Genomic DNA, 21664 nt, shown 5'->3' with positions numbered 1-21664 from the left:
GACCCCCGCCAACTCCGGGCCGGCCCTCCCCCGGATCGCCTCTAGCTCCCCCGCCCGTCCCGCCACCTCGGCGCATGAAAAACTACCCCCAGCCGCACAAGCACCGTTCCGCTCACCGAGAGGCACCCGCAGCTGCACTCCCTACGCCGGCACGGGTAGGACGAGACGCTGCGGGTAGTGGTCGACCCAGCACCCACCTCGGCGCGCACACACCACCTGGACGCGACCAGGGACTCAGAACGGCGCCCGCGTCATCAGCCACCGTGGCAGGTAGCCGTGGCCGACGGCGGAGACGAGGAGCTCGGCGAGCGAATTGCGCTCATCGACGGCGAGCGCGGCGAGTCCGTACTGCTCGGCCATCGTCGAGCCGCCCAGCGACCATTCGAACCAGGCGATGACCGCGTACGCCGTCGACAGAGTCCGCGGGCTGCTCCACGGCACATAGCTTCTGAGGAAGGCGATCGCGAGCAGGACGTCGTACGGCGTGGGCGCGCGGTCGGAGAGTCCGATCATCTGATCGGCCGCGGCCCGCGACTTCCCCGCCCGGCGCGCCCACTGCACGAGCTCACCGGATTGAGCCCGGCACACCCGACGCGGCAGGAAATCGGGATGGTCGAAGCCGAGGATCATCTCGAGTGCGTCACGCGACCACTTCTCGGCAAGGATCCGGTCGAGGGCGCGGACCACCCGCGGTGTCATCAGCGCGGTGAGCTCCTCGCGATCGAAGGCCTCCGTGCGTCCGCGCTGGGCGAGGAGACCAGGGTAGACCTCGCCGAGGATGTCGAACGCCTGCGTCATCGTCGTCGGTTCGCTCGGCTCATCGGTGAAGAACGCCGCTCTCTTAGCCGCGTCGGCCGGCAGGACGATGAGGTCGCTCGGACCCTCCGCGGGCGCCGACCCCGTCGAGACGAGTTCAGTGGCGCACGCCGAGGACTGCGCTGCGGCGAGATCGGTGCCGGGATCATCGCGGTCGTCGATACGGCCGAAGCGCCCGTCGGAGACCCACCACGCGCTCAGGGTGTCGATGCCGGCGCGGCCGAGGGCGCGAGCCATCTCGTCGGTGGCGGCCCGGATGAGGCTGCGGCGCATCTCCGAATACTCGGCATCGCCGCGGGTGACGAGGTCGTCGGGGCCGACGAAGACGTACTCCTCGTCGGGCGCGTACTCGTCGTCGTAGAGGACGAGGAACACCCCCGAGGGCCGGCAGGCGCGGCACACGAGCTCGCACAGCCACTCCCCTCCCTCCGCCGCTGTCGCCGCCGCCCGCTCGAGGTCGAAGTCGACGCGCAGGGTCGTCGCGCACGACTGCGCCCCGTGTCCGTCGGTGACGACGAGGATCGCGACGAGACTGTGCGCGGGCGTGTAGCCCAGGGTGTGGGGAACGATTCCGATGATGTCCTCTGCGGTCTTCGCTGGCGTGTCCATGCCGCCAGTCGACTCCACCTCGGCCCCCGCGCGCCAGACCTCGCGCAGCCCCTGTGGACGGGACCAATCCGTCCACAGGACGATGGCGCGCAAGTCACGTGCGCTCTCCCCACGCATCCGCGCACGAATTGCCCTGAGATGAGAACTGACATAGAAGTGAGTGGTGGCGAAGAGACGGATATTCACAGCACCCAGCGCGCAAGTCGTCGAGATCTCGACGGGCACCGCCCGGCTGGAGAAGGTCGCCGGAGAACCCGACAGCTATGTGCTCCATGTCAACGACGTGCCCTCGTCGTCGATCACCCTGAGCGATCCCGCCCGCCTCGACTTCGAATACCTCGACTGGATGGCGCGGATCATCGAGGCGACTCTGCCGGCCGGCACCGTGCGCGCCATCCACATCGGCGCCGCCGGCTGTGCGCTGGCGAGGGCGCTCGACGCCCGCCGGCCCGGATCGCGGCAGACGGCCATCGACATCGACCCGCTGCTCATCGACTACGTGCGCACGTGGTTCGACCTCCCGCGCTCTCCGGCCCTGGCGCTGCGTGCCGGGGACGGCGCCGAGGAGATCGCCGGCTTCCGCGACGACACCGCCGACGCCATCGTCCGGGATGCCTTCTCCCACGACTCCGTGCCCACCGCACTCCAGACGGCCGAGTTCTACGCCGAGTGCGCCCGCGTGCTCAAACCCGGCGGGCTCTTCCTCGCCAATGTCCCCGATTCCGGCGACCACCGGGTGCTGCGCGACGAGCTCGACGCCGCCGCCTCGGCGTTCCCGCACCTCGCCGCGGCCTCGGAGTCCGGTGTGCTCAAGGGACGCCGGCGCGGCAACGTCGTCGTCGCCGCCTCGGCGCGGCCGCTGCCCGACGCCGCCCTCGATCGGGTTCTGCGCACGGCACCGACGATGGCTGCCTGGCTGACCGGGGAGACGCTTGCGGCCCGGCTCGGCCGCTGACCGCACCTCGACGGACCGAGACCCTGCCAGACCGGCGACCTGACTGACCGACGACCCGACAGACCGATCTCCCGGAGAGTCGGACACCGTGGTGGGCCCCGCCCGTGGCGTGTCGGAGCGTGTCGGCTGGTGACGCGCGCGACCGGTTCGATCGGCACCGTCCGTGTGACGGGCCCGACTACTCCCGTCCGGGAAAGTTCGGCATAATTGATTGCCGACCCAAGAAGGTGAGATGACCGAGACTTCAGAAATCGCCGTCGAACAGGCCAAGCTCGACGAACTCTATGCCCGACTCGACGAACTGCGGGACGAGACCAGTGCCCGACTGGGAACCGTCAGGATCTCCGAGGTCGGCGGCAACCATCAGCACCGCAGCGAACGCGACGCCTTCGCGACCCTCTACGAGGATCAGCTCATCCGCCTCAACAGCGCCGAGGAGGGGCTGTGCTTCGGTCGACTCGACTTCAAGGACGACGTCGAACCGAGCTACATCGGCCGCATCGGACTCACCGATGCCGACCGCAAGCAGATCCTCATCGACTGGCGCGCCCCCGCCTCGGAGCCCTTCTACCAGTCGACCGCGGCGAACCCCGAGGGCGTCGTCCGCCGGCGCCACCTCGTGACGAAGAACCGGAAGGTCACCGATGTCGAGGACGATGTGCTCGACCTCGACGCCCTCGATGACACCCAGCGCTCGGCCCTGCAGGGCGAGGGGGCGCTCATCGCGGCGCTGACGAGCCACCGCACCGGCCGGATGGGCGACATCGTCGCCACGATCCAGGCCGAACAGGACGCGATCATCCGGCAGCCGCTGCAGGGCGTCCTCGTCGTCCAGGGCGGACCCGGCACCGGCAAGACCGCGGTCGCCCTCCACCGCGCAGCGTACCTTCTCTACCGGCATCGGGAGCGGATCGCGAAGTCCGGCGTCCTCCTCGTCGGCCCCTCCCCCGTGTTCCTCAAGTACATCGAGAAGGTGCTGCCCAGCCTCGGCGAGACCGGTGCCCTCCTGCTCACGCCCGGCCAGCTCTACCCGGGTCTCGACACGGAGATCTCCGATGATCCGCGGGTCGCCGAGATCAAGGGCCGGTCGGTCATGGCGACGGTGCTCGCCAACCACATCGCGAACTACGAGCGCGTGCCCGAGGAGGACGAACGGCTGCGCGTCGGCGCCCACACGGTGCTCCTGCGTCGCAAGGACGTGCGCTCGGCGAGAGATCGGGCGCGGCGCAGCGGAGACGCCCACAATGCCGCGCGCACCGGGTTCGTCGCCGGGCTGCTCAAAACGCTCGCCGAGGATCTCGCCGGGCAGATGGGCCTCGACGGCGCCGGTGAGCGTCTGCCCGAACTCCTCGACGAGCTGCGCTCGAGCGTCGACGTCCGGCGCGCCCTCAACCTCGCGTGGTTCCCCATCAGCCCCGCCGATGCGCTGCGCGCCCTCCTGTCGAAGCCGCACAAGCTCCACGCCGCGGCGGATCGCGTGCTCCCTGCCGCCGAGCAGGAGCTGCTCATCCGTCCCGCGAACGCGCCGCTGACGATCGAGGATGCGCCGCTGCTCGACGAACTCGCCGAACTGCTCGGATCGACGCCCCAGCAGACCGCCGCCCGTGACGAATCGGCCAGAGAGTACGCCGAGGCGGTCGTCGACATGACCGAGACCTCGGCGATCGTCAGCGCTGAGACGCTCGCGGCCCGGTGGGAGGAGGCGGGACCGGCGACGACGCTGGCCGAGCGTGCCATCGAGGACCGCGAATGGACGTACGGCCACCTCGTCGTCGACGAGGCGCAGGAGCTCTCCCCCATGCAGTGGCGAGTGCTCTTCCGGCGGGTGCCCTCGAAGTCGGCGACGCTCGTCGGCGACCTCGCGCAGTCCTCGCACAGCGACAGCGCCCGGACGTGGGAGTCGATCCTCTCGGAGTTCGTCGGCGACCGGTTCTCCCTCGAGGTGCTCACGGTCTCCTACCGCACGCCGCAGGCCGTCATGGACCTGGCCAACCGCTACCTCCACCGGCATTTCCCGCAGCTCGAGCTCGTCGAGTCGGTGCGGCAGGGCGGTCCCCCGCCGACCCTCGAGGTCTTCGCCGATTCCGCGGCGGTCATCGCCGCGCTGCCGGCCGCCGCGGCGGCTGAGGTCGACGCGGTCAGCGGCGGCAAGATCGCCGTGATCGCCCCGGAGGAGCTCATCGATCCCGTCACCGAGGCGCTCACGGGCTTCGACATCGGACGCTCGGTGCTCGGTCTCGACCATCAGATCGCCGTCATCACGCCGCAGCAGGCGAAGGGACTCGAGTTCGACTCCGTCCTCATCGTCGAACCCGGGCTCATCGCCCCGGTCGGCGGGGATGACGGGGTCGGCGCGCTCTATGTCGCGCTCACCCGCACGACGGATCGCCTCGGCGTCCTCGCCTCGGCTCCCACGGAGCTCTCGGACCTCGGCATCGGCTGAGCGGCTCGTTCAACAGTTGGCGTGAATATGCGCTCTTCGAAGACGACATCTTCACGCCAACTGTTGAATGAGAGACGGTCGAGTCGGCGAACCGGTGGATTTCACGCGAACTGTTGAACGACAGTGCAGGCGCAGGAGGCTTCGGGAGCGGACCTCCGGTGCGCCGTGCACAAGCTGCCGTGCACGGTCGTCGTGAGCGGTTGGGGAGGGCGGATTCCGCCCTCCTGCACGGACCCGACGAGGCGAGCTTTCGGCGACTGTCCCCGGGAACGTCGAAGGCCGCTTGACGGTTCGGCTTCCCCTCCGAACCGCAAGCGGCCGCGCACCGAAGCGCGCACTCATAATGGTACACAACTATTGCCGTGATCGACGACTTTCGGACAAGTTTTCGCGAGAAGATTTCCGCAACCTCGGCTGACCCGAGGACGAAGGCTGCTCGCCCACCAGTCGACGAGGTATCCGAGTCCGCAGGTCGCCCGGTCCGGGCCTCTCCAGACGTCGACGTCGAGCGATCCCAGCGGCCTCAGACCTCGCTGGCCCTCGGCCCCACCGCCCTCAGGCCTCGAAGTCCTCGGGCGTCGCCTCGCGGGAGTCCCCGGAGCGCAGCGCGGCATCGGCGCGCAGCGAGTCGATCGCGGCCTCGAAGTCCTCGAGCGAATCGAAGCCCTGGTAGACGCTCGCGAAGCGCAGGTAGGCGACCTGATCGAGTTCGCGCAGCGGCTCGAGGATCGACAGGCCCACCTCGTCGGCGTCGATCTCGGCGATGCCCTTCGACCGGATGTCCTCTTCGACCTTCTGCGCGAGCTTCGCGAGATCGTCGTCGCCGACGGGTCGGCCCTGACAGGCCTTGCGGACTCCGGACATGATCTTCTGGCGGGAGAACTCCTCGGTCACTCCCGAGCGCTTGATGACGGAGAGGCTCGTCGCCTCCATCGTCGTGAATCGGCGCCCGCAGTGGCGGCACTGCCGCCGGCGGCGGATCGCCGCCCCGTCCTCGCTCGTTCTCGAATCGACGACCCGTGAATCGGACTCACGGCAGAATGGGCAGCGCATGTCACTCCTCGAAGCGGATGCTCACGGCACGTCCGTGGGCGGGAAGCTGTTCGACCGTCGCGAGGGCGACGATGTGCTCGGCGACGTCGCCGAGAGCCGGCCGACCGTAGTCGATGACCTGGCTGACCTTGAGGAACGAGTGCACGCCGAGTCCCGATCCGTGGGCGGCGGTGCCCATCGTCGGCAGCACGTGGTTCGAGCCGGCCGCGTAGTCGCCGAGGGCGACGGGCGCATAGGGTCCGACGAAGACGGCTCCCCCGTTGACGATGCGCTCGGCCACCGCGGCGTCGTCGGCGGTGTGGATCTCGACGTGTTCACCGGCGTAAGCGTTGACCACGGTGACGGCGGCGTCGAGGTCGTCGACGAGGACGAGGGCCGACTGCTCACCGGCCAGTGCGGTGCGGATGCGCTCGACGTGCGCGGCTTCGGGCACCTGACGGTCGAGTTCGGCGGCCACGGCCTCGAGCAGCTCGGGTGAGTCCGTGACGAGCACCGAGGCGGCGAGTTCGTCGTGTTCGGCCTGGCTGATGAGGTCGGCGGCGACGAACGCCGGGTTCGCCGTGGCATCGGCGAGGATGATGATCTCCGTGGGACCGGCGACCGCGTCGATGCCGACGTGCGAGCGCACAAGGGACTTCGCGGCGGCGACATAGGCGTTGCCGGGTCCGGTGATGAGGTCGACCGGCTCGCACACCTCGGCGTCGTCGAAGCCGTACGCCAGGGCTCCGATGGCCTGGGCGCCGCCCATCGCCCACACCTCGTCGACGCCGAGGATGTGCGCGGTGGCGAGGACGACCGGATGGGGCAGCGACTCCTGCGGGGGGCTCGCGATCGCCAGCGACTGGGCACCCGCGACCTGCGCGGGCACGACGTTCATGATCACCGTCGACGGGTAGACGGCGAGTCCGCCGGGCACGTAGAGCCCGACGCGCTCGATCGGCAGGCTCCGGGTCGTCACGACGGCGCCGGGGGCGAGTTCCGTGACGACGTCGGCGGGACGCTGATCCTCGGCGACCTTGCGGGTGCGGGCGATCGTCTCGACGAGCGCGGCCCGCACCTGCGGATCGAGCTCGGCGGCGGCCCGGGCGAGCTCGGCGGCGGGCACGCGCAGAGTATCGGGACGGACCCCGTCGAAGCGCTCCGTGAGGTCCTTCACCGTCGACGATCCTCCGCGGGCCACCTCGCCGAGGAGGTCGGAGACCCGGCGTTCGACGTCGGCATGCGTGGCTGCCGCCCGCGGCAGCCGCTGCCGGAGGAATCGTCTGCTCAGGGTCTCATCGCGGAAGTCGAGAATGTTCACCAGACCATTCTAGTCCCGGCGCACGTGTCCCCCCGGACCCGCCTCAGGCGCTCAGGCAGCGCGACCCCAGCAGGGCCTTGAGATCACCGTAGAGGCTCGGGTTGGGGTCGACGCGGATCGACCGGTCGAGCCGCATCACGGTGTGCTTGCCCGGCTGGGTGAGCACGAGATGGACGTCGGTCTGGCCCTTGTTCGCCTCGAGGATGCGACGCAGCTTCTCCGCCATCTCCTCGGTGGCCTTCTCCATCGGCATGATGAGGTTGAGCGGACGATCCCCCGGGTCGGTGATGTCGGGAATCGTCATCGACATCGCCATGAGCGAGGTCGGCCGGTCATCGGACTGGCGGATCCGCCCGGTCAGGGAGATGACGAGGTCGGTTGCGAGCAGGCTCGCCACGGGTTCGTACGTGTCGCCGAAGAACATGACCTCGACCTCGGCGTCGAGGTCCTCGAGCGTGACGATCGCGTACGGCTTGCCCGAGTTCTTCGACACCTTGCGGGTGACCTGCGTGATCATCCCGCAGACCTTGATCTGCGAACCGTCGGGGCGATGCGATTCGGGGTCGACCACCTCGGCGATCGAGGCATCCGACTCCGCGGCGAGCACCCCTTCGAGACCGTTGAGGGGATGGTCGGAGACGTAGAGGCCGATCATGTCGCGTTCGAACGCGAGCTTCTCCTTCTTCTCCCATTCGGGGCGATCGGGGATCGCCACGGAGAAGCTCGGACCGTCGTCGCCGCCGTCGAGGCCGGCGAAGAGATCGAACTCGCCGATCGCCTCCTTGCGCTTGACGCCGATGACGGAGTCGACGGCCTCCTCATGGATCTCGACGAGGGAGCGGCGGGTGTGTCCGAGGGAGTCGAAGCCGCCGGCCTTGATGAGCGATTCGATCGTGCGCTTGTTGCACACGTGGCTCGGCACCTTGTCGAGGAAGTCCGTGAACGAGGTGTACGCGCCCTTCTCCTCGCGGGCCGCGACGATCCCGTCGACGACGTTGGCCCCGACGTTGCGCACCGCACCCATGCCGAAGCGGATGTCCTCCCCGACCGGGGTGAAGTGGAGCGCGGAGTCGTTGACGTCGGGCGGCAGCACGGTGATGCCGAGCCGGCGGCACTCGTTGAGGTAGATCGCGAGCTTGTCCTTGTTGTCGCCCACCGAGGTGAGCAGGGCGGCCATGTACTCGGCCGTGTAGTGGGCCTTGAGGTAGGCCGTCCAGTAGGAGACGACGCCGTACGCGGCCGAGTGCGCCTTGTTGAAGGCGTAGTCGGAGAACGGCAGGAGGATGTCCCACAGCGCCTGCGCTGCGGCCTCGGAGTAGCCGCGCTCCTTCATGCCGCCGAAGAAGCCGACCTGCTGCTTGTCGAGCTCGGACTTCTTCTTCTTGCCCATCGCGCGACGGAGGATGTCGGCCTGACCGAGCGAGTACCCGGCGACCTTCTGCGCGATCGCCATCACCTGCTCCTGGTAGATGATGAGACCGAAGGTCGTGTCGAGGATCTCCCTGAGCGGCTCGGCGAGCTCCGGGTGGATCGGCGTGACCTCCTGGAGGCCGTTCTTGCGCAGCGCGTAGTTCGTGTGCGAGTCCGCGCCCATCGGGCCGGGACGGTAGAGGGCCAGGGTCGCCGAGATGTCCTCGAAGTTGTCCGGCTTCATCATCCGCAGGAGGGCGCGCAGGCCGCCGCCGTCGAGCTGGAACACGCCGAGGGTGTCACCGCGGGTGAGCAGCTCGTACGCGCCGCGGTCGTCGAGTTCGAGGTGTTCGAGGTCGAGTTCGAAGTCCCGGTTGGCCCGGATGTTCTCGACCGCGTCGGAGATGATCGTCAGGTTGCGCAGCCCGAGGAAGTCCATCTTGATGAGCCCGAGGCCCTCGGACGTCGGATAGTCGAACTGGGTGATGACCTGCCCGTCCTGGAACCGGCGCATGATCGGGATGACGTCGATGATCGGGTCCGAGGACATGATGACGCCGGCGGCATGGACGCCCCACTGCCGCTTCAGGCCCTCGAGGCCCTTCGCGGTTTCGAAGGTCTCGCGAGCGTCGGCTTCGGAGTCGACGAGCGCCCGGAACTCTCCGGCCTCCTTGAACCGCTTCGCGTCCGGGTTCTCGATGTCGGCGAGCGGGATGTCCTTGGCCATCTCCGCCGGCGGCAGCGCCTTCGTCAGCCGCTCGCCGAGGGAGAACGGCTTGCCGAGCACGCGGGCGGAGTCCTTGAGCGCCTGCTTCGTCTTGATCGTGCCGTAGGTGACGATCATCGCCACGCGCTCGTCACCGTATTTGCGGGTGACGTATTCGATGACCTCGCCGCGGCGGCGATCATCGAAGTCGACGTCGAAGTCGGGCATCGAGACGCGGTCGGGGTTGAGGAAGCGCTCGAAGTAGAGGCCGTGCTGAAGCGGGTCGAGGTCGGTGATGCGCATCGCGTACGCGACCATCGACCCGGCGCCGGAGCCGCGGCCGGGTCCGACGCGGATGCCGTTGTCCTTCGACCAGTTGATGAAGTCGGCGACGACGAGGAAGTAGCCGGGGAAGCCCATCGAGATGATGATGTCGAGCTCGTAGTCCGCCTGCTTGCGGACGTCGTCGGGGATCCCGTTCGGGTACCGGTACTCGAGCCCCTTCTGCACCTCTTTGACCAGCCACGACGTCTCGTCCTCCCGGCCGGGTGGGGAACTTCGGCATGTAGTTCGCCGAGGTGTCGAAGGAGACCTCGCACATCTCCGCGATCGCGAGCGTGTTGTCGCACGCCTCGGGCATCTCCTTGAAGAGCTCCCGCATCTCCGCCGGCGTCTTGAGGTAGTAGCCGGATCCGGAGAAGGCGAAGCGCGAGCCGCCCTGATCGTAGGTCGGCTCGATGAGCTTCGACCCCGACTGGATCGCGAGCAGGGCCTCATGGGCCTTCGCATCGGATTCGTGGGTGTAGTGGAGGTCGTTCGTGGCGACGAGCGGGATGTCCATCTCCTTGGCCAGCCGCAGCAGGTCCTGCGTCACCCGCCTCTCGATCGAGAGACCGTGGTCCATGAGCTCGCAGAAGTAGTTCTCGGCCCCGAAGATCTCCCGATACTTCCCGGCCGCGGCCTTCGCCTCCTCGTACTGGCCCAGTCGCAGCCGGGTCTGGATCTCCCCGGACGGGCAGCCGGTCGTGGCGATGAGTCCCTCGGAGTAGGTCTCGAGGAGGTCCTGGTCGAGGCGCGGCCACTTCGCCGTCACCGAATCGAGAGAGGCCACCGAGGAGGCCTTGAAGAGGTTGCGCATGCCCGTGTTGTTCTTCGACAGCAGGGTCATGTGCGTGTAGAGGCCGCCGCCGGAGAGGTCATCGCTCTTCTGCGACTCCTCGGTCCGCCACTTCACGCGGGTCTTGTCGTCGCGGGCGGTGCCGGGGGTGACGTAGGCCTCGACGCCGATGATCGGCTTGATGTCGGCCTTCGTCGCCTGCGACCAGAAGTCGAAGGCACCGAAGAGGTACCCGTGGTCGGTCGTCGCGATCGCCGACATGCCCGACGCCTTCGTCGCGGCCATGAGGTCGCCGAGGCGGGCCGCCCCGTCGAGCATGGAGTATTCGGTGTGGACGTGAAGATGGACGAAATCGTCGTTCGGCACGCTCTGCCTTCCCTTGCGGATCCCTTGCCAATGACCTGCGATGCCCACTCAGCTTAGACCATGGGCTCAGCCCTCCCGGATCCGGTCGAGGGCCTGCTGGAGGTCGTCGGGATACTCGCTTTCGAACTCGACCCACTCCCCCGTCTCCGGGTGGTGGAAACCGAGTCGCAGCGCGTGCAGCCACTGTCGGGTCAGCCCCAGCTCCTTCGCGAGGACGGGGTCCGCGCCATAGGGCAGGTCCCCGGCGCACGGGCGTCCCAGGGCAGAGAAGTGCACGCGGATCTGGTGGGTGCGGCCGGTCTCGAGGTGGATCTCGAGGAGGGCGGCGCGGCGGTGCGCTTCGATGACCTCGTAGTGGGTGATCGCGTGCTTGCCCTCGCTGTGGACGGCGTAGAGGCCGTCGTGGCGGGGGTGGCGGGCGATGGGGGCGTCGATCGTGCCGACGACGGGGTCGGGCAGGCCCTGGACGAGGGCGTGGTAGGTCTTCTCGACCGTGCGCTCCTTGAACGCCCGCTTGAGCACGCTGTAGGCGTATTCGCTCTTCGCGACGACCATGAGCCCCGAGGTGCCGACGTCGAGACGCTGGACGATGCCCTGCCGCTCGGGCGCCCCCGAGGTCGCGATCCGGTAGCCGGCCGCGGCGAGACCGCCGACGACGGTCGGTCCGGTCCAGCCGATGGCCGGGTGCGCGGCGACCCCGACGGGCTTGTCGACGACGACGAACGAATCGTCGTCGTAGACGATGCGCATGCCGGGCACGGGGTCGGCGACGACCTCGAGCGGACGTTTGGGTTCGGGCAGCATGACGTCGATGCGGGCACCGGCGACGACACGATCGGATTTGCCGACGACGCGGCCGTCGAGCTGGACTCCCCCGTCGGCGCAGATGTCCGCGGCGGCGGTGCGGGAGAGGCCGAGCAGCTTCGACAGCGCCGCATCGACGCGCTGGCCCTCGAGCCCCTCGGGAACGAGGATCGAGCGTTCAGTCATGGGAATCCTCCTTCTCCGCGGTGGCGGCCACTCGGTGCGAACCGTCGAGTTCGATGCCGCGCAGGCTGGCGATGATGAGCGTCACCGCGGCGGCGGAGATCGCGACGTCGGCGAAGTTGCAGATGAAGAGCGAGAGGTCGATGAAGTCGACGACGGCACCGTTGGGGAACCCCGGCTGCCGGAAGAGCCGATCGACGAGGTTGCCGAAGAGGCCGCCGAGCAGCAGGCCGAGTCCGATCGCCCACCCCCGCGAGCCGAGCTTGCGGGAGAGGACGAGGATGGCGATGAAGACGGCGACGGCGATGAGCGGGAAGACCCACGTCATGTTCGCGCCGAGGCCGAGGGCGGCCCCGGGGTTGCGGTAGAAGGCGAATCCGGCGAGGTCCCCGATGACGGGGATCGAGGCCGGCCTTCGAGGAAGGCGATCGCGAGCTGCTTCGTCAGCTGGTCGAACGCGAGGATCGCTGCGGCGATGCCGAACAGTGTCCAGAGCAGCTTCGGTCGACGCCGTACCGGGTCTTCATTCATTCGGATCATTCTAGCCGACCGCGACTGCGGCGATTCCCATTCCACGCGCAAGAACGGCGCACGATCAGGGCGTCAACCGCACGTGGCCGTGCCCTCGGCAAGTAGCGTGACCGGGCGCGTGACCGGGGGCGTCGGCGACGGCCTCCGGGCCGCCGACGACGACGGGGCCGGAGGACTCGAATGAGTCCTCCGGCCCCGTGGGACGCGGCGCGTCAGATCAGAGCTTGTTGCTCGAGGATCCGAACGAGTTGCCGTCGAGGGTCTCGGGGGCGAGGCTCGTCGAGTTCTCGAGGTCGCGGAGCTGATCGTTGAGGTAGCTCTTCAGGCGCGTGCGGTACTGGCGCTCGAAGTTCGAGAGCTGGTCGATCGAGCGCTCGAGCTGCGACTTCTGCGTCTCGAGGCTCGACAGGGTCTCGTCGCGCTTGGCCTCGGCCTTGCCGACGATGTCCTGAGCTTCCTTCTCGGCACCCTTGATGAGCTCGGCGCGCTTGCGCTCGCCTTCGGCGACGTGCTCGTCGTGGACGCGCTGGGCCAGCGCGATGAGTCCGTGCGAGTCGTTCTCGCCGGCCGAAGCCGCGGCAGCGCCGGCTCCGGCAGCGGGAACGGCAGCCGAGACGGCGGGAGCCGAGTCGTTCTGCTTCGGAGCGGGAGCCGCTTCCTTGACGACGGGAGCCTTGGGCTCCTCGGCGGCAGGGGCGGACGGGGCAGCGGGGGCCTGCTCGGCCTTCGGTGCAGGAGCGTCCTTCGAGGTGTCCGGCGCCGGCACGGCGGCGGGCATCGCCTGGGTGGCGTCGATGTCCTGGGCGGGGGCGGCCTTCGCGGCGCCACCGGATTCGAGCTCCTTGACCCGCTGTTCGGCAGCGGAGAGCTTCTGACGCAGTTCGTCGTTCTCCTGGTAGAGGCGTCGAAGTTCGACGACGACCTCGTCGAGGAAGTCATCGACCTCATCCTGGTCGTATCCGTCGCGGAACTTCACATGCTGGAACCGCTTGTTTACTACGTCTTCAGGCGTGAGCGCCATGAGGTCACCTTTGGTCGATCTGCATTCATTTCACTGCCGTCCGCACGGGACGGCTTCAACGTCACAATAGCGTAACACCAGAGCATTTGTCGTGCAGAAATGCTCCGCCACGCCGGGTCGAAGCGGAAATTCCGCGAGGCGTCCTCGCAGATCACGTCGCTGACCGACGGAGCGGCTGACCGTGACGGCCGGCCCCGGGAGTCTCAGACGGAGCTCTGCGAGAGGCTGAAGAGGACCGAGGCGAGGATCTGGATGCCGATGAGGAGGACGATGAAACCGAGATCGAGCGAGATCTGGCCCAGGCGCAGCGGCGGAATGACCTTCCGCAGGAGCTTGAGCGGCGGATCGGTGAGCGTGTAGACGATCTCGGCGAGCACGAGGAAGAAGCCCTTGGGCCTCCACTCGCGGGAGAACACCTGGACGAGGTCGAGCACGACCCGAGCCAGGAGCACGTACACATAGAGGCTGAGCGCCGTGCCGAGGATGTAGAAGATGATGGCCACGTGGGATCCTCGCGTCTTTCGTCGTTGCTGATCTGACTGCAGGCCCCAGCCTATACGCTCCAGCTGAGGAACCGCTCAGACCGGATCCGTCAGCTCTGGTTGAAGAAGCTCGCCTGCGAGTCTCCGTCGGCTTCGCTCTCACCGCTGACTTCGATGTTCTCCGGCGTGAGGAGGAACACCTTGTTCGTCACGCGCTCGATCGATCCGTGGAGTCCGAAGATCAGACCCGCGGAGAAGTCGACGAGGCGCTTCGAGTTGTTCTCGTCCATCTCGGAGAGGTTCATGATCACGGGCGTGCCGTCGCGGAACGCGGCGCCGATGACCATGGCGTCGTTGTAGCTGCGGGGATGGATGGTCTTGATGCGATTCATGGAGCTCCCTGGCGCCGGAGTGTCGACTGGACGAATCGGAGTCGGGTGAATGGGGGTCACCTGTGCCGGCGGCCGCTCCTCCCGGGCGACGGGCTCCTGCTCGGGCTGTTCGAAGGTCTCGATGACCTCGCGTCCGCGGCGCTCCTCACGACGGTCGTCCCGGGTCTGGCGCTCGACGGTCTCGTCGTCCTCTTCGACGAATCCCAGGTACTCGAGTGTTTTCTTGATTGCTGACATTCTCAACGCTCCTCGGCCTTCAGCGGTTCCACATCTGCGGCAAAACTATCGCACCGGAGGGCACGCGTCCCGGTGCCCCGCCGGTGTGTCGCCGGGAAATCTCCCCGACTTCCGGCTCACTGGAGCCAGATGACTCCCGCGAACCGACCGGTGCGCTGCTGGCGGCGGTAGGAGTAGAGGTCCTCGGATTCCTTCGTGCACGTCCGGGAGAAGTGGTCGATGACCGCTCCCTCCCGGCGCAGCTGCTCGGCGACCGCGCCGGCGACGTCGAGGGCGGGAGTCCCCGACACCGACACCGAGGCGGCCACGGGTTCGACGGCGGCCACCGCGTCGCGCAGCTCGGCGGGGACCTCGTAACAGCGCGGGCAGACCGAGGGCCCGATGATCGCATGGATGGTCTCGGCCCCGAGGGCGCGCATCCGCGCGAGCGTCTCCGGGACGACGCCGGCGGCCATGCCGGGGCGCCCGGCGTGGACGGCACCGATGACCCCTGCGTCGGTGTCGGCGAGGAGCACAGGTGTGCAGTCGGCGACCATGATGACGAGCCCGATTCCCGGCTGGGCGGTGACCTGGGCGTCCGCCTCGGCGCCGGCGCGGGCGTCGGCGAGTTCGGCGACCTCGTGGACGGCGGTGCCGTGGACCTGGGAGACGAAGCTCAGGCGCTCGGCGCTGAGGCCGAGCACCTGGGCGAGCGCCGACCGGTTGGCGGCGACGAGCTCCTCGCCGTCACCGACGTGCCGGGCGAGGTTGAAGGAGGAGAAGTCCCCGCTCGAATATCCGCCGTGCCGGTCGGTGAAGGCGACGTGAGCCGTCTGCCGACCGGGCACGACGAACCTCGAGTGCAGCATGGCTTACTTGAGGAAGTCGGGGATGTCGAGGTCGTTGTCGAGGCTCGAGGTGCTCCGCTCGTTCGGCAGCGACGTGGGGATCTGGTGCTCCTCACGACGCGGCTCGGGAGCGGCGGCGGGCTCGGGCTCGGTGACCTCGACGCTCTCGGATTCCGATTCGATGACCGGCGAGGACGACGCGGCACCGCCGGAGACGGCACCGACCCCGGCGGGCACGGCCTCGACGACGTTGCCGTCCTGGCCGGGCACGGTGTTGTCGAAGCCGGCGGCGATGACGGTGACACGGCACTCGTCGCCGATGTTGTCGTCGATGACGGCGCCGAAGATGATGTTCGCCTCGGGATGGGCGGCCTCCTGGACGAGGCGCGCAGCCTCGTTGACCTCGAAGAGGCCGAGGTCGGCGCCGCCCTGGATGCAGAAGAGCACACCGTGGGCGCCGTCGATGCTCGCTTCGAGCAGCGGCGAGGCGATCGCGGACTCCGCGGCCTGCACGGCGCGGTCGTCGCCGGTCGCGGCGCCGATGCCCATGAGCGCGGTGCCCGCGTCCTGCATGACGGACTTGACGTCGGCGAAGTCGAGGTTGATGAGTCCCGGCACGGAGATGAGGTCCGTGATGCCCTGGACACCGGAGCGCAGGACCTCGTCGGCGGAGCGGAAGGCCTCGACGACGGAGACGCTGCGGTCGGAGATCGAGAGCAGGCGGTCGTTGGGGATGACGATGAGGGTGTCGACCTCTTCGCGCAGCGCGGCGATGCCGGCTTCGGCCTGTGCCGAGCGGCGGCGGCCCTCGAACGTGAAGGGGCGGGTGACGACGCCGATCGTCAGGGCGCCGAGCGAGCGGGCGACCCGGGCGACGACGGGTGCCGCACCGGTTCCGGTGCCGCCGCCCTCACCGGCGGTGACGAAGACCATGTCCGCGCCCTCGAGGGCGTCGCGGATCGCGTCCTCACTCGATTCGGCGGCCTTGCGGCCGATCTCCGGGTCCGCGCCGGCGCCGAGCCCGCGGGTCTGGTCGCGGCCGATCTCGAGCTTGACGTCGGCATCGGAGAGGACGAGGGCCTGCGCATCGGTGTTGATCGCGATGAATTCCACGCCCCGCAGGCCGACGTCGATCATCCTCTGGACAGCGTTGACACCGCCGCCGCCTGTGCCGGCGACTTTGATATCCGCTCCGGATTGTGGGAATTCAGCCAAGTCGGTTCCTCTTCTCACGCGCATCGTCCACGCGGTCTCAAGCGTGCATTGTTCGACGTCTCTCATCCTTCAGGCTAGTGGCCCAAGGCGATGACACTGCAACCATTCTCCCCGGAGTGTCGGAGTTCGGCCAGTTTCCTCCCCGGTGTGTCGGAGCCAATCGGGTCAGTCGGTGACGGGCACCGAGGGCACGGAGACGTCGATCTCGGTGCGGCCCTCGGCGGCGAGCTGGAGCGCGGTGCGCATCTTCAGGCTCGCGTCCTCGCTGTCGCCGAAGACGACGGAGGCCTCGGTGTCTCCGGTGTCGATCGTCCCGGACAGCCCCTGCTCCCTGTCGGCCCGCACCGTCGTCAGGCTACCGCGCAGGTCAGCGCCGAGGGTCGACATGAAGCGAATGACCGCGCTCACGGTCTCCTCGTCGGGGGCATCGGCTTCGAGGACGGTGAGACCCTCAGGGGCCGTGTCGACGGACCCGAGGTCGACCGCCTCGGCGTCGTAGAGGACGAAGCCGCCGGCCGAGGAGATCGCGACGACCGGGGTCCGGTCGGTGATCGTGATCCGCAGGCTCCGCGGTCCCGCGTAGTGGACGGAGGCGTCCTCGGCGCGGGGGAACTGCGTCTCGACCTCGGTCTCGATCGTGCCCGGGCGCAGCTGCGGCAGCGGCGTGCCGCCGTGTTCGGTCAGGACGAAGTCCGAAACCTGCGCACCGGTGACGAGCTCGGTGTCCTCGACCTCAACGGTCGACAACGCGAGGACGGGCGAGAACCAGGCCACGGCCGCCAGCGCGAGCACCGCGACGACGATGCCGATCGCGGTCAGCCGTTTGGCCCACACCTTCCGGCGGCGGGCGCGGATGATCCCGGTGAGGTCGGCCGTCGAGTCGTCGCCGACTCGTGGGGGTGCGAGCGGCACGGGTCTCACTTCTCCAGGGCGGCGAGGATCTCGGGGCCGAGGATCGTCACATCGCCGGCGCGACGGTGAGCACGAGGTCGCCGGGGCGCACCCGCTCGGCGACGAAGGGCACGGCGTCGGCGAAGGATTCGAGGAACGTGACATGCGAGTGGGGGACGCGTTCGGCGATGAGGTTGCCGGTCACCCCGGGCACCGGGTCCTCCCGGGCCGGGAAGACGTCGAGGACGACGACCTCGTCGGCGAGTCCGAGGGCCTCCCCGAACTCGGCCTTGAACTCCGCGGTGCGCGAGTAGAGATGGGGCTGAAACACCGCCCACACGCGTCCCTCGTCGGTGACGACCCCGCGGGCGGCGGTGAGCACCGCGCGCAGCTCGGTCGGGTGGTGGGCGTAGTCGTCGATGACCCGGACGCCGGCCGCGATCCCCCGCTCCTCGAAGCGGCGGCGGGTGCCGCCGTAGCCGGCGAGTCCGGCGGCGGCCTTCTCGACGTCGGCGCCGAGCGCGTGGGCGACGGCGACCGCGGCGGTCGCGTTGCGGGCGTTGTGGGCGCCGGGCTGGCGCAGGGTGATCGGCAGCGGAGTCCCCCGACCGGCGATGACGAGCCCGAACTCCGAGCCGAGGCCCGAGACGAGGTCGACGATGCGGATGTCGGCGTCGTCCGCGGTGCCGTAGAGGACGACGGCGGTGCCCTGCCGGCGGGCCTCCTCGGCGACGTCCCGGGAGCCGGGGTCGTCGGCGCAGGCGATGACGGTGCCGCCGCGGGCGCCGATGCCGGCGGTGAAGTCGACGAAGGCCTGCCGGACGTTCTCCGCGGTGCCGTAGTGGTCGAGGTGGTCGGCTTCGACGTTGGTGAGGATCCCGATCGCCGGTTCGTAGAGGAGGAACGAGCCGTCCGATTCGTCCGCCTCGGCGACGAAGACGTCACCGGTGCCGAGGTGGGCGTTCGTGCCCGTCGTCGAGAGCACCCCGCCGATGACGAACGAGGGGTCGAGCCCGCAGGCCTGGAGCGCAACGGTCGTCATCGACGTCGTCGTCGTCTTCCCGTGGGTGCCGGCCACGGCCACGGCGGTCCGCCCGGCCATGAGGGAGGCCAGTGCCCCGGAGCGGTGGAGGATCCGCAGGCCCCGCTGGCGGGCGGCGACGAGTTCGGGGTTGTCGGCCCGGATCGCCGAGGACACGACGAGGGTGTCGGCATCGCCGAGATGGTCGGCATCGTGGCCGATGTCGACGCGGGCGCCGAGGGCGCGGAGGATGTCGACGACGGCGGACTCCTTGGCGTCGGAGCCGGAGACCGCGACGCCGTTCATCGCCATGATCCGGGCGATCCCGGACATGCCCGACCCGCCGATGCCGATGAAGTGGACGGCTCCCAGTTCGGTGACGGGGACGATCTCGGTCTGGCTCATGGTCATCCTCTCAGGGCGGCGGTCGTGATGTCGGCCATCGTGGCCGCGGCGTCGGTGGGGTAATGGAGGCCTCTGGCGGCGCGGCTCATCTGCGTAAGGCGCGCCTCATCGGCGATGAGCGGAAGGACGACGTCGGTGACCGTCGCCGCCGTGAAGTCGGCGTTGTCGACGATCTGCGAACCGCCGGCGGCCGCGCTCGAGGCGGCGTTGAGCCGCTGTTCGCCGTTGCCGATCGGCAGCGGGACGTAGATCGCCGGGACCCCGACGACGGTCGTCTCGGCGACCGTGGCGGCCCCGGACCGGGCGACGAGGAGGTCGGCGGCCGCGTAGACCTTCTCCATGCCGTCGACGTAGTCGACGACGTGGTAGTCGGGCAGCTCGGCCGTGGCCTGCCGCAGGGCCTCGCCCTTGCCGGCGCCGGTGATGTGGAGGACCTGGATGCCGGCGGCCTGGCATGCCGCGGCCGCCTCCTCGAATGCCTCGTTGATCCGCTGGGCCCCCGAGGAGCCGCCGGTGACGACGAGGACGGGCAGGTCGGGCCGCAGGCCGAGCGCCGACCGGGCGGCGGCGCGGACGCCGGGGTCGCTGCGATCGAGGGTGGAGATCTGCGCGGGCATCGGCATCCCGACGAGTGCCGAGTTCCTCAGCGTCGTGTCGGGGAACGTCACCCCGACCCGTCCGGGCTTCGTCAGCATCGCGCCGAGGCGGTTCGCCATTCCCGGCTTCGCGTTCGCCTCGTGGATGATGATGGGCACCTTCGCCTGCTTCGCGGCGAGGTAGGCCGGCGGGCACACGTAGCCGCCGACGCCGACGACGGCGTCGACACCGCGCTCGGCGATGATCCGGCGCACGGCGGCGATGTTGTCGGCGAACGACTTCGGGAAGCGCAGGAGACCGGGGGTGAGCCGCCGCGGCATCGGCACCTTGTCGATCGTCAGCAGCTCGAACCCGGCGGCGGGCACGATCGAGGTCTCGAGTCCGTCGGCGGTGCCGAGGGCGAACACGTCGGCGCCGTCGAGGCGCTGCCGCAGTTCCTCGCCGATGGCCAGCATCGGCGAGATGTGGCCGGTGGTGCCGCCACCGGCCAGCAGGATGCTCGTCGTCATCTCACTCCTTCTTCTTCCGGCCGGGAGCTCTCCTGGCCAGGACGGCGAATGAGGACCGCACGCGGTCCTTGTGGGCGCGGATCGCCTCGGCGGCACCCTTCTCCGTGCGCGCGAAGGAGAGGATGACTCCGACGGCGAGCAGGGAGGCGATGATCGAGGATCCGCCGTAGGACACGAACGGCAGGGGCAGCCCGATGACGGGCAGGAGTCCGGCGACGACGCCGACGTTGATGGCCGCCTGGCCGATGAGCCATGCGAAGAGGCCTGCCGTGGTGATCTTCGCGAACAGGCTCTCAGCGCGCAGCATGACGCGGATGAGGCCGAAGGCGAGGACGGTGAAGACGAGGAGGACGAGAATCGTGCCGACGAGGCCGAGCTCCTCGCCGATGATGGCGAAGATGAAGTCGTTGTGCGCTTCGGGCAGCCACGACCACTTCTCCCGGCTCGCCCCGAGGCCGACGCCGAACCAGCCGCCGGAGGCGAGGGAGAAGAGCCCGTGGTTGGACTGCCATGCCTGACCCGTCGTGTCGATCGCCGCCTGGTCGGCGTGCCCGGTGATCGCAAGGGCGAGGCGATTGAGCCGGTTCTCGGAGCTGAGCACGTAGAACGCGGTGACCGCCCCGAGGCCGCCGATGAGGAGGAGGAAGTATTTCATCGGGAAGCCGCCGATGAAGAGGCAGGCCAGGGCGATGGCCATGAGGACGAGCGCGGTGCCGAGGTCGTTGCCGGCGACGACGAGGCCGATGGCCACGGCGATGCCGGGCACGACGGGGATCATCGCGTGCGTGAACGTCGTCATCTTCCCGAACTTGTTCGCGAGCACGCAGCCGAGCCACACGGCCAGGGCGATCTTGAGGAACTCGGAGGGCTGGAGCTGGAAGGAGCCGATCTGGATCCAGTTCGCGTTGCCCTTCGTCTCCTTGCCGAAGCCCGGGATGAACACGGCGGCCTGCATGAGCACCCCGAGCCCGATCGCCGGCCACGCGAGCTTCTTCCACAGGCTCAGCGGCACGAAGGACGCGGCGATGAGAAGGGCGAAGCCGACGGCCGCGAAGCCCGCCTGCTTGTTGAAGTACTCGAACGAGGAGCCCTCTCCCCCGTCGTACGACGTGATCGAGGAGGCCGAGAGCACCATGACGAGGCCGAGGCCGGTCAGCGCCACGACGGAGATGAGGATGAGGTAGTACGTCGCGAGCGGGTTCGCGGAGATCGTCCGGTATTCGGCGACGACGGCCCGCAGCAGCTGCTTGCCGGGGATCCCGCGTCGCCATGTCGTCTCCGCCGCCGAGGCGGTCCCGGAGACGGGTGCGCCCGTCACGTGTGCCTGCCCGCCGGTGGTCGTCTTCGCGCTGGACTTCTTCGCGCTCGACTTCTTCGCCCAGGGCATCGCCGCTCGGGGCTTCTTCGCGGCAGACTTCTTCGCGGCGGGCTTCTTGGCTGTGGGCTTCTTCGCGGCAGGTGTCTTCGCGGCAGGCGATTTCGCACGCGGTGTCCCGCTCGGCGCCGTCCCGCCCGCGGAGGTCGTCGGCGCGGACGTCGGGTCGGTCCTGGTCGGGGCGTCGACCGGAGCCGAAGCCGCGCTCGGCCGGCGTCGCGTCGTGCTCTGCCGTCCCATGTCAGCGTCCCGGCAGCTGCTCGACGGCGTGGGCGAAGAGCTCGCCTCGGGTGCTGTAGTTGAGGAACTGGTCCATGCTCGCCGCGGCGGGGGCGAGCAGGACGGTGTCACCGGGGACGGCGATCGTCGCGGCGGCGGCGACCGCGGCGTCCATGACGG

16 protein-coding genes and 3 pseudogenes are annotated in these 21664 nt (G+C 69.1%); 2 read left to right on the top strand and 17 right to left on the bottom strand.

The genetic code is table 11. The features are described 5' to 3' along the window. Positions 1 to 234: 234 nt before the first annotated feature. Complete coding sequence (locus AC2W7K_RS17060) at positions 235 to 1425, bottom strand: DUF4192 family protein (RefSeq protein WP_198498989.1); 1191 nt, start codon at positions 1423 to 1425, stop codon at positions 235 to 237. A 163-nt stretch (positions 1426 to 1588) separates the two neighbouring features. Between AC2W7K_RS17060 and AC2W7K_RS17055 the strand changes: the two genes are divergently transcribed. Beyond that, positions 1589 to 2380, top strand: coding sequence for a spermidine synthase (locus AC2W7K_RS17055; RefSeq protein ID WP_198498990.1), 792 nt, complete (start codon positions 1589 to 1591; stop codon positions 2378 to 2380). A gap of 232 nt (positions 2381 to 2612) precedes the next feature. Continuing rightward, positions 2613 to 4823, top strand: a complete 2211-nt coding sequence (locus tag AC2W7K_RS17050; protein WP_198498991.1) for a HelD family protein — start codon at positions 2613 to 2615, stop codon at positions 4821 to 4823. 555 nt (positions 4824 to 5378) lie between these two features. Here AC2W7K_RS17050 and nrdR read toward each other — a convergent pair. From nrdR to murD, 16 genes and pseudogenes are all read right to left on the bottom strand, one after another. Beyond that, positions 5379 to 5876 carry a transcriptional regulator NrdR gene (gene nrdR / locus AC2W7K_RS17045; protein WP_137826380.1) on the bottom strand — a complete coding sequence of 166 codons (498 nt, stop codon included), beginning with the start codon at positions 5874 to 5876 and terminating at the stop codon, positions 5379 to 5381. A 1-nt stretch (position 5877) separates the two neighbouring features. Further along, complete coding sequence (gene hisD / locus AC2W7K_RS17040) at positions 5878 to 7179, bottom strand: histidinol dehydrogenase (RefSeq protein WP_486006443.1); 1302 nt, start codon at positions 7177 to 7179, stop codon at positions 5878 to 5880. Between the two features lie 40 nt (positions 7180 to 7219). Then, positions 7220 to 10727: pseudogene (dnaE, locus tag AC2W7K_RS17035) on the bottom strand (DNA polymerase III subunit alpha). Positions 10728 to 10841: 114 nt separating this feature from the next. Continuing rightward, positions 10842 to 11765 (bottom strand): RluA family pseudouridine synthase, encoded by a 924-nt coding sequence (locus AC2W7K_RS17030; RefSeq protein WP_198498994.1) that lies wholly within the window; start codon positions 11763 to 11765, stop codon positions 10842 to 10844. Beyond that, positions 11758 to 12156: a signal peptidase II gene (locus AC2W7K_RS17025; protein WP_486006442.1), complete on the bottom strand. Its 399-nt coding sequence runs from the start codon at positions 12154 to 12156 to the stop codon at positions 11758 to 11760. Before AC2W7K_RS17025 ends, AC2W7K_RS17030 begins: the two co-directional genes overlap by 8 nt. Then, on the bottom strand, positions 12087 to 12293 hold the full coding sequence (locus tag AC2W7K_RS17020) for a hypothetical protein (protein ID WP_486006441.1): 207 nt from the start codon (positions 12291 to 12293) through the stop codon (positions 12087 to 12089). The genes AC2W7K_RS17025 and AC2W7K_RS17020 overlap by 70 nt, the downstream gene beginning before the upstream one ends. Positions 12294 to 12510: 217 nt before the next feature. Further along, positions 12511 to 13314: a DivIVA domain-containing protein gene (locus AC2W7K_RS17015; protein ID WP_198498996.1), complete on the bottom strand. Its 804-nt coding sequence runs from the start codon at positions 13312 to 13314 to the stop codon at positions 12511 to 12513. Between the two features lie 203 nt (positions 13315 to 13517). Further along, a complete protein-coding gene (locus tag AC2W7K_RS17010) occupies positions 13518 to 13817 on the bottom strand; it encodes a YggT family protein (RefSeq protein ID WP_137826374.1) in 300 nt (99 codons plus the stop codon). A gap of 89 nt (positions 13818 to 13906) precedes the next feature. Continuing rightward, entirely contained in the window at positions 13907 to 14425 is a 519-nt protein-coding gene (locus AC2W7K_RS17005) for a cell division protein SepF (RefSeq protein ID WP_198498997.1), read from the bottom strand. Between the two features lie 116 nt (positions 14426 to 14541). Next, entirely contained in the window at positions 14542 to 15273 is a 732-nt protein-coding gene (gene pgeF / locus AC2W7K_RS17000; protein WP_198498998.1) for a peptidoglycan editing factor PgeF, read from the bottom strand. 3 nt (positions 15274 to 15276) lie between these two features. Beyond that, positions 15277 to 16467 carry a cell division protein FtsZ gene (ftsZ, locus tag AC2W7K_RS16995; RefSeq protein ID WP_198498999.1) on the bottom strand — a complete coding sequence of 397 codons (1191 nt, stop codon included), beginning with the start codon at positions 16465 to 16467 and terminating at the stop codon, positions 15277 to 15279. Between the two features lie 165 nt (positions 16468 to 16632). Beyond that, positions 16633 to 17379, bottom strand: coding sequence for a cell division protein FtsQ/DivIB (locus tag AC2W7K_RS16990; RefSeq protein WP_198499000.1), 747 nt, complete (start codon positions 17377 to 17379; stop codon positions 16633 to 16635). Positions 17380 to 17384: 5 nt separating this feature from the next. Continuing rightward, positions 17385 to 18784 (bottom strand): annotated as a pseudogene (gene murC / locus AC2W7K_RS16985) (UDP-N-acetylmuramate--L-alanine ligase). A 2-nt stretch (positions 18785 to 18786) separates the two neighbouring features. Continuing rightward, positions 18787 to 19890, bottom strand: a complete 1104-nt coding sequence (locus tag AC2W7K_RS16980; RefSeq protein WP_198499002.1) for a UDP-N-acetylglucosamine--N-acetylmuramyl-(pentapeptide) pyrophosphoryl-undecaprenol N-acetylglucosamine transferase — start codon at positions 19888 to 19890, stop codon at positions 18787 to 18789. A 1-nt stretch (position 19891) separates the two neighbouring features. After that, positions 19892 to 21505, bottom strand: a complete 1614-nt coding sequence (gene ftsW / locus AC2W7K_RS16975; protein WP_198499003.1) for a putative lipid II flippase FtsW — start codon at positions 21503 to 21505, stop codon at positions 19892 to 19894. 1 nt (position 21506) lies between these two features. Continuing rightward, positions 21507 to 21664, bottom strand: a pseudogene (gene murD, locus AC2W7K_RS16970) (UDP-N-acetylmuramoyl-L-alanine--D-glutamate ligase); the annotation flags it as partial.

The organism is Brevibacterium sp. LAARM2_SD2, assembly GCF_057364785.1.
The sequence above is the reverse complement of the archived record's forward strand: the minus strand, read 5'-3'. Positions and strand labels throughout refer to the sequence as shown.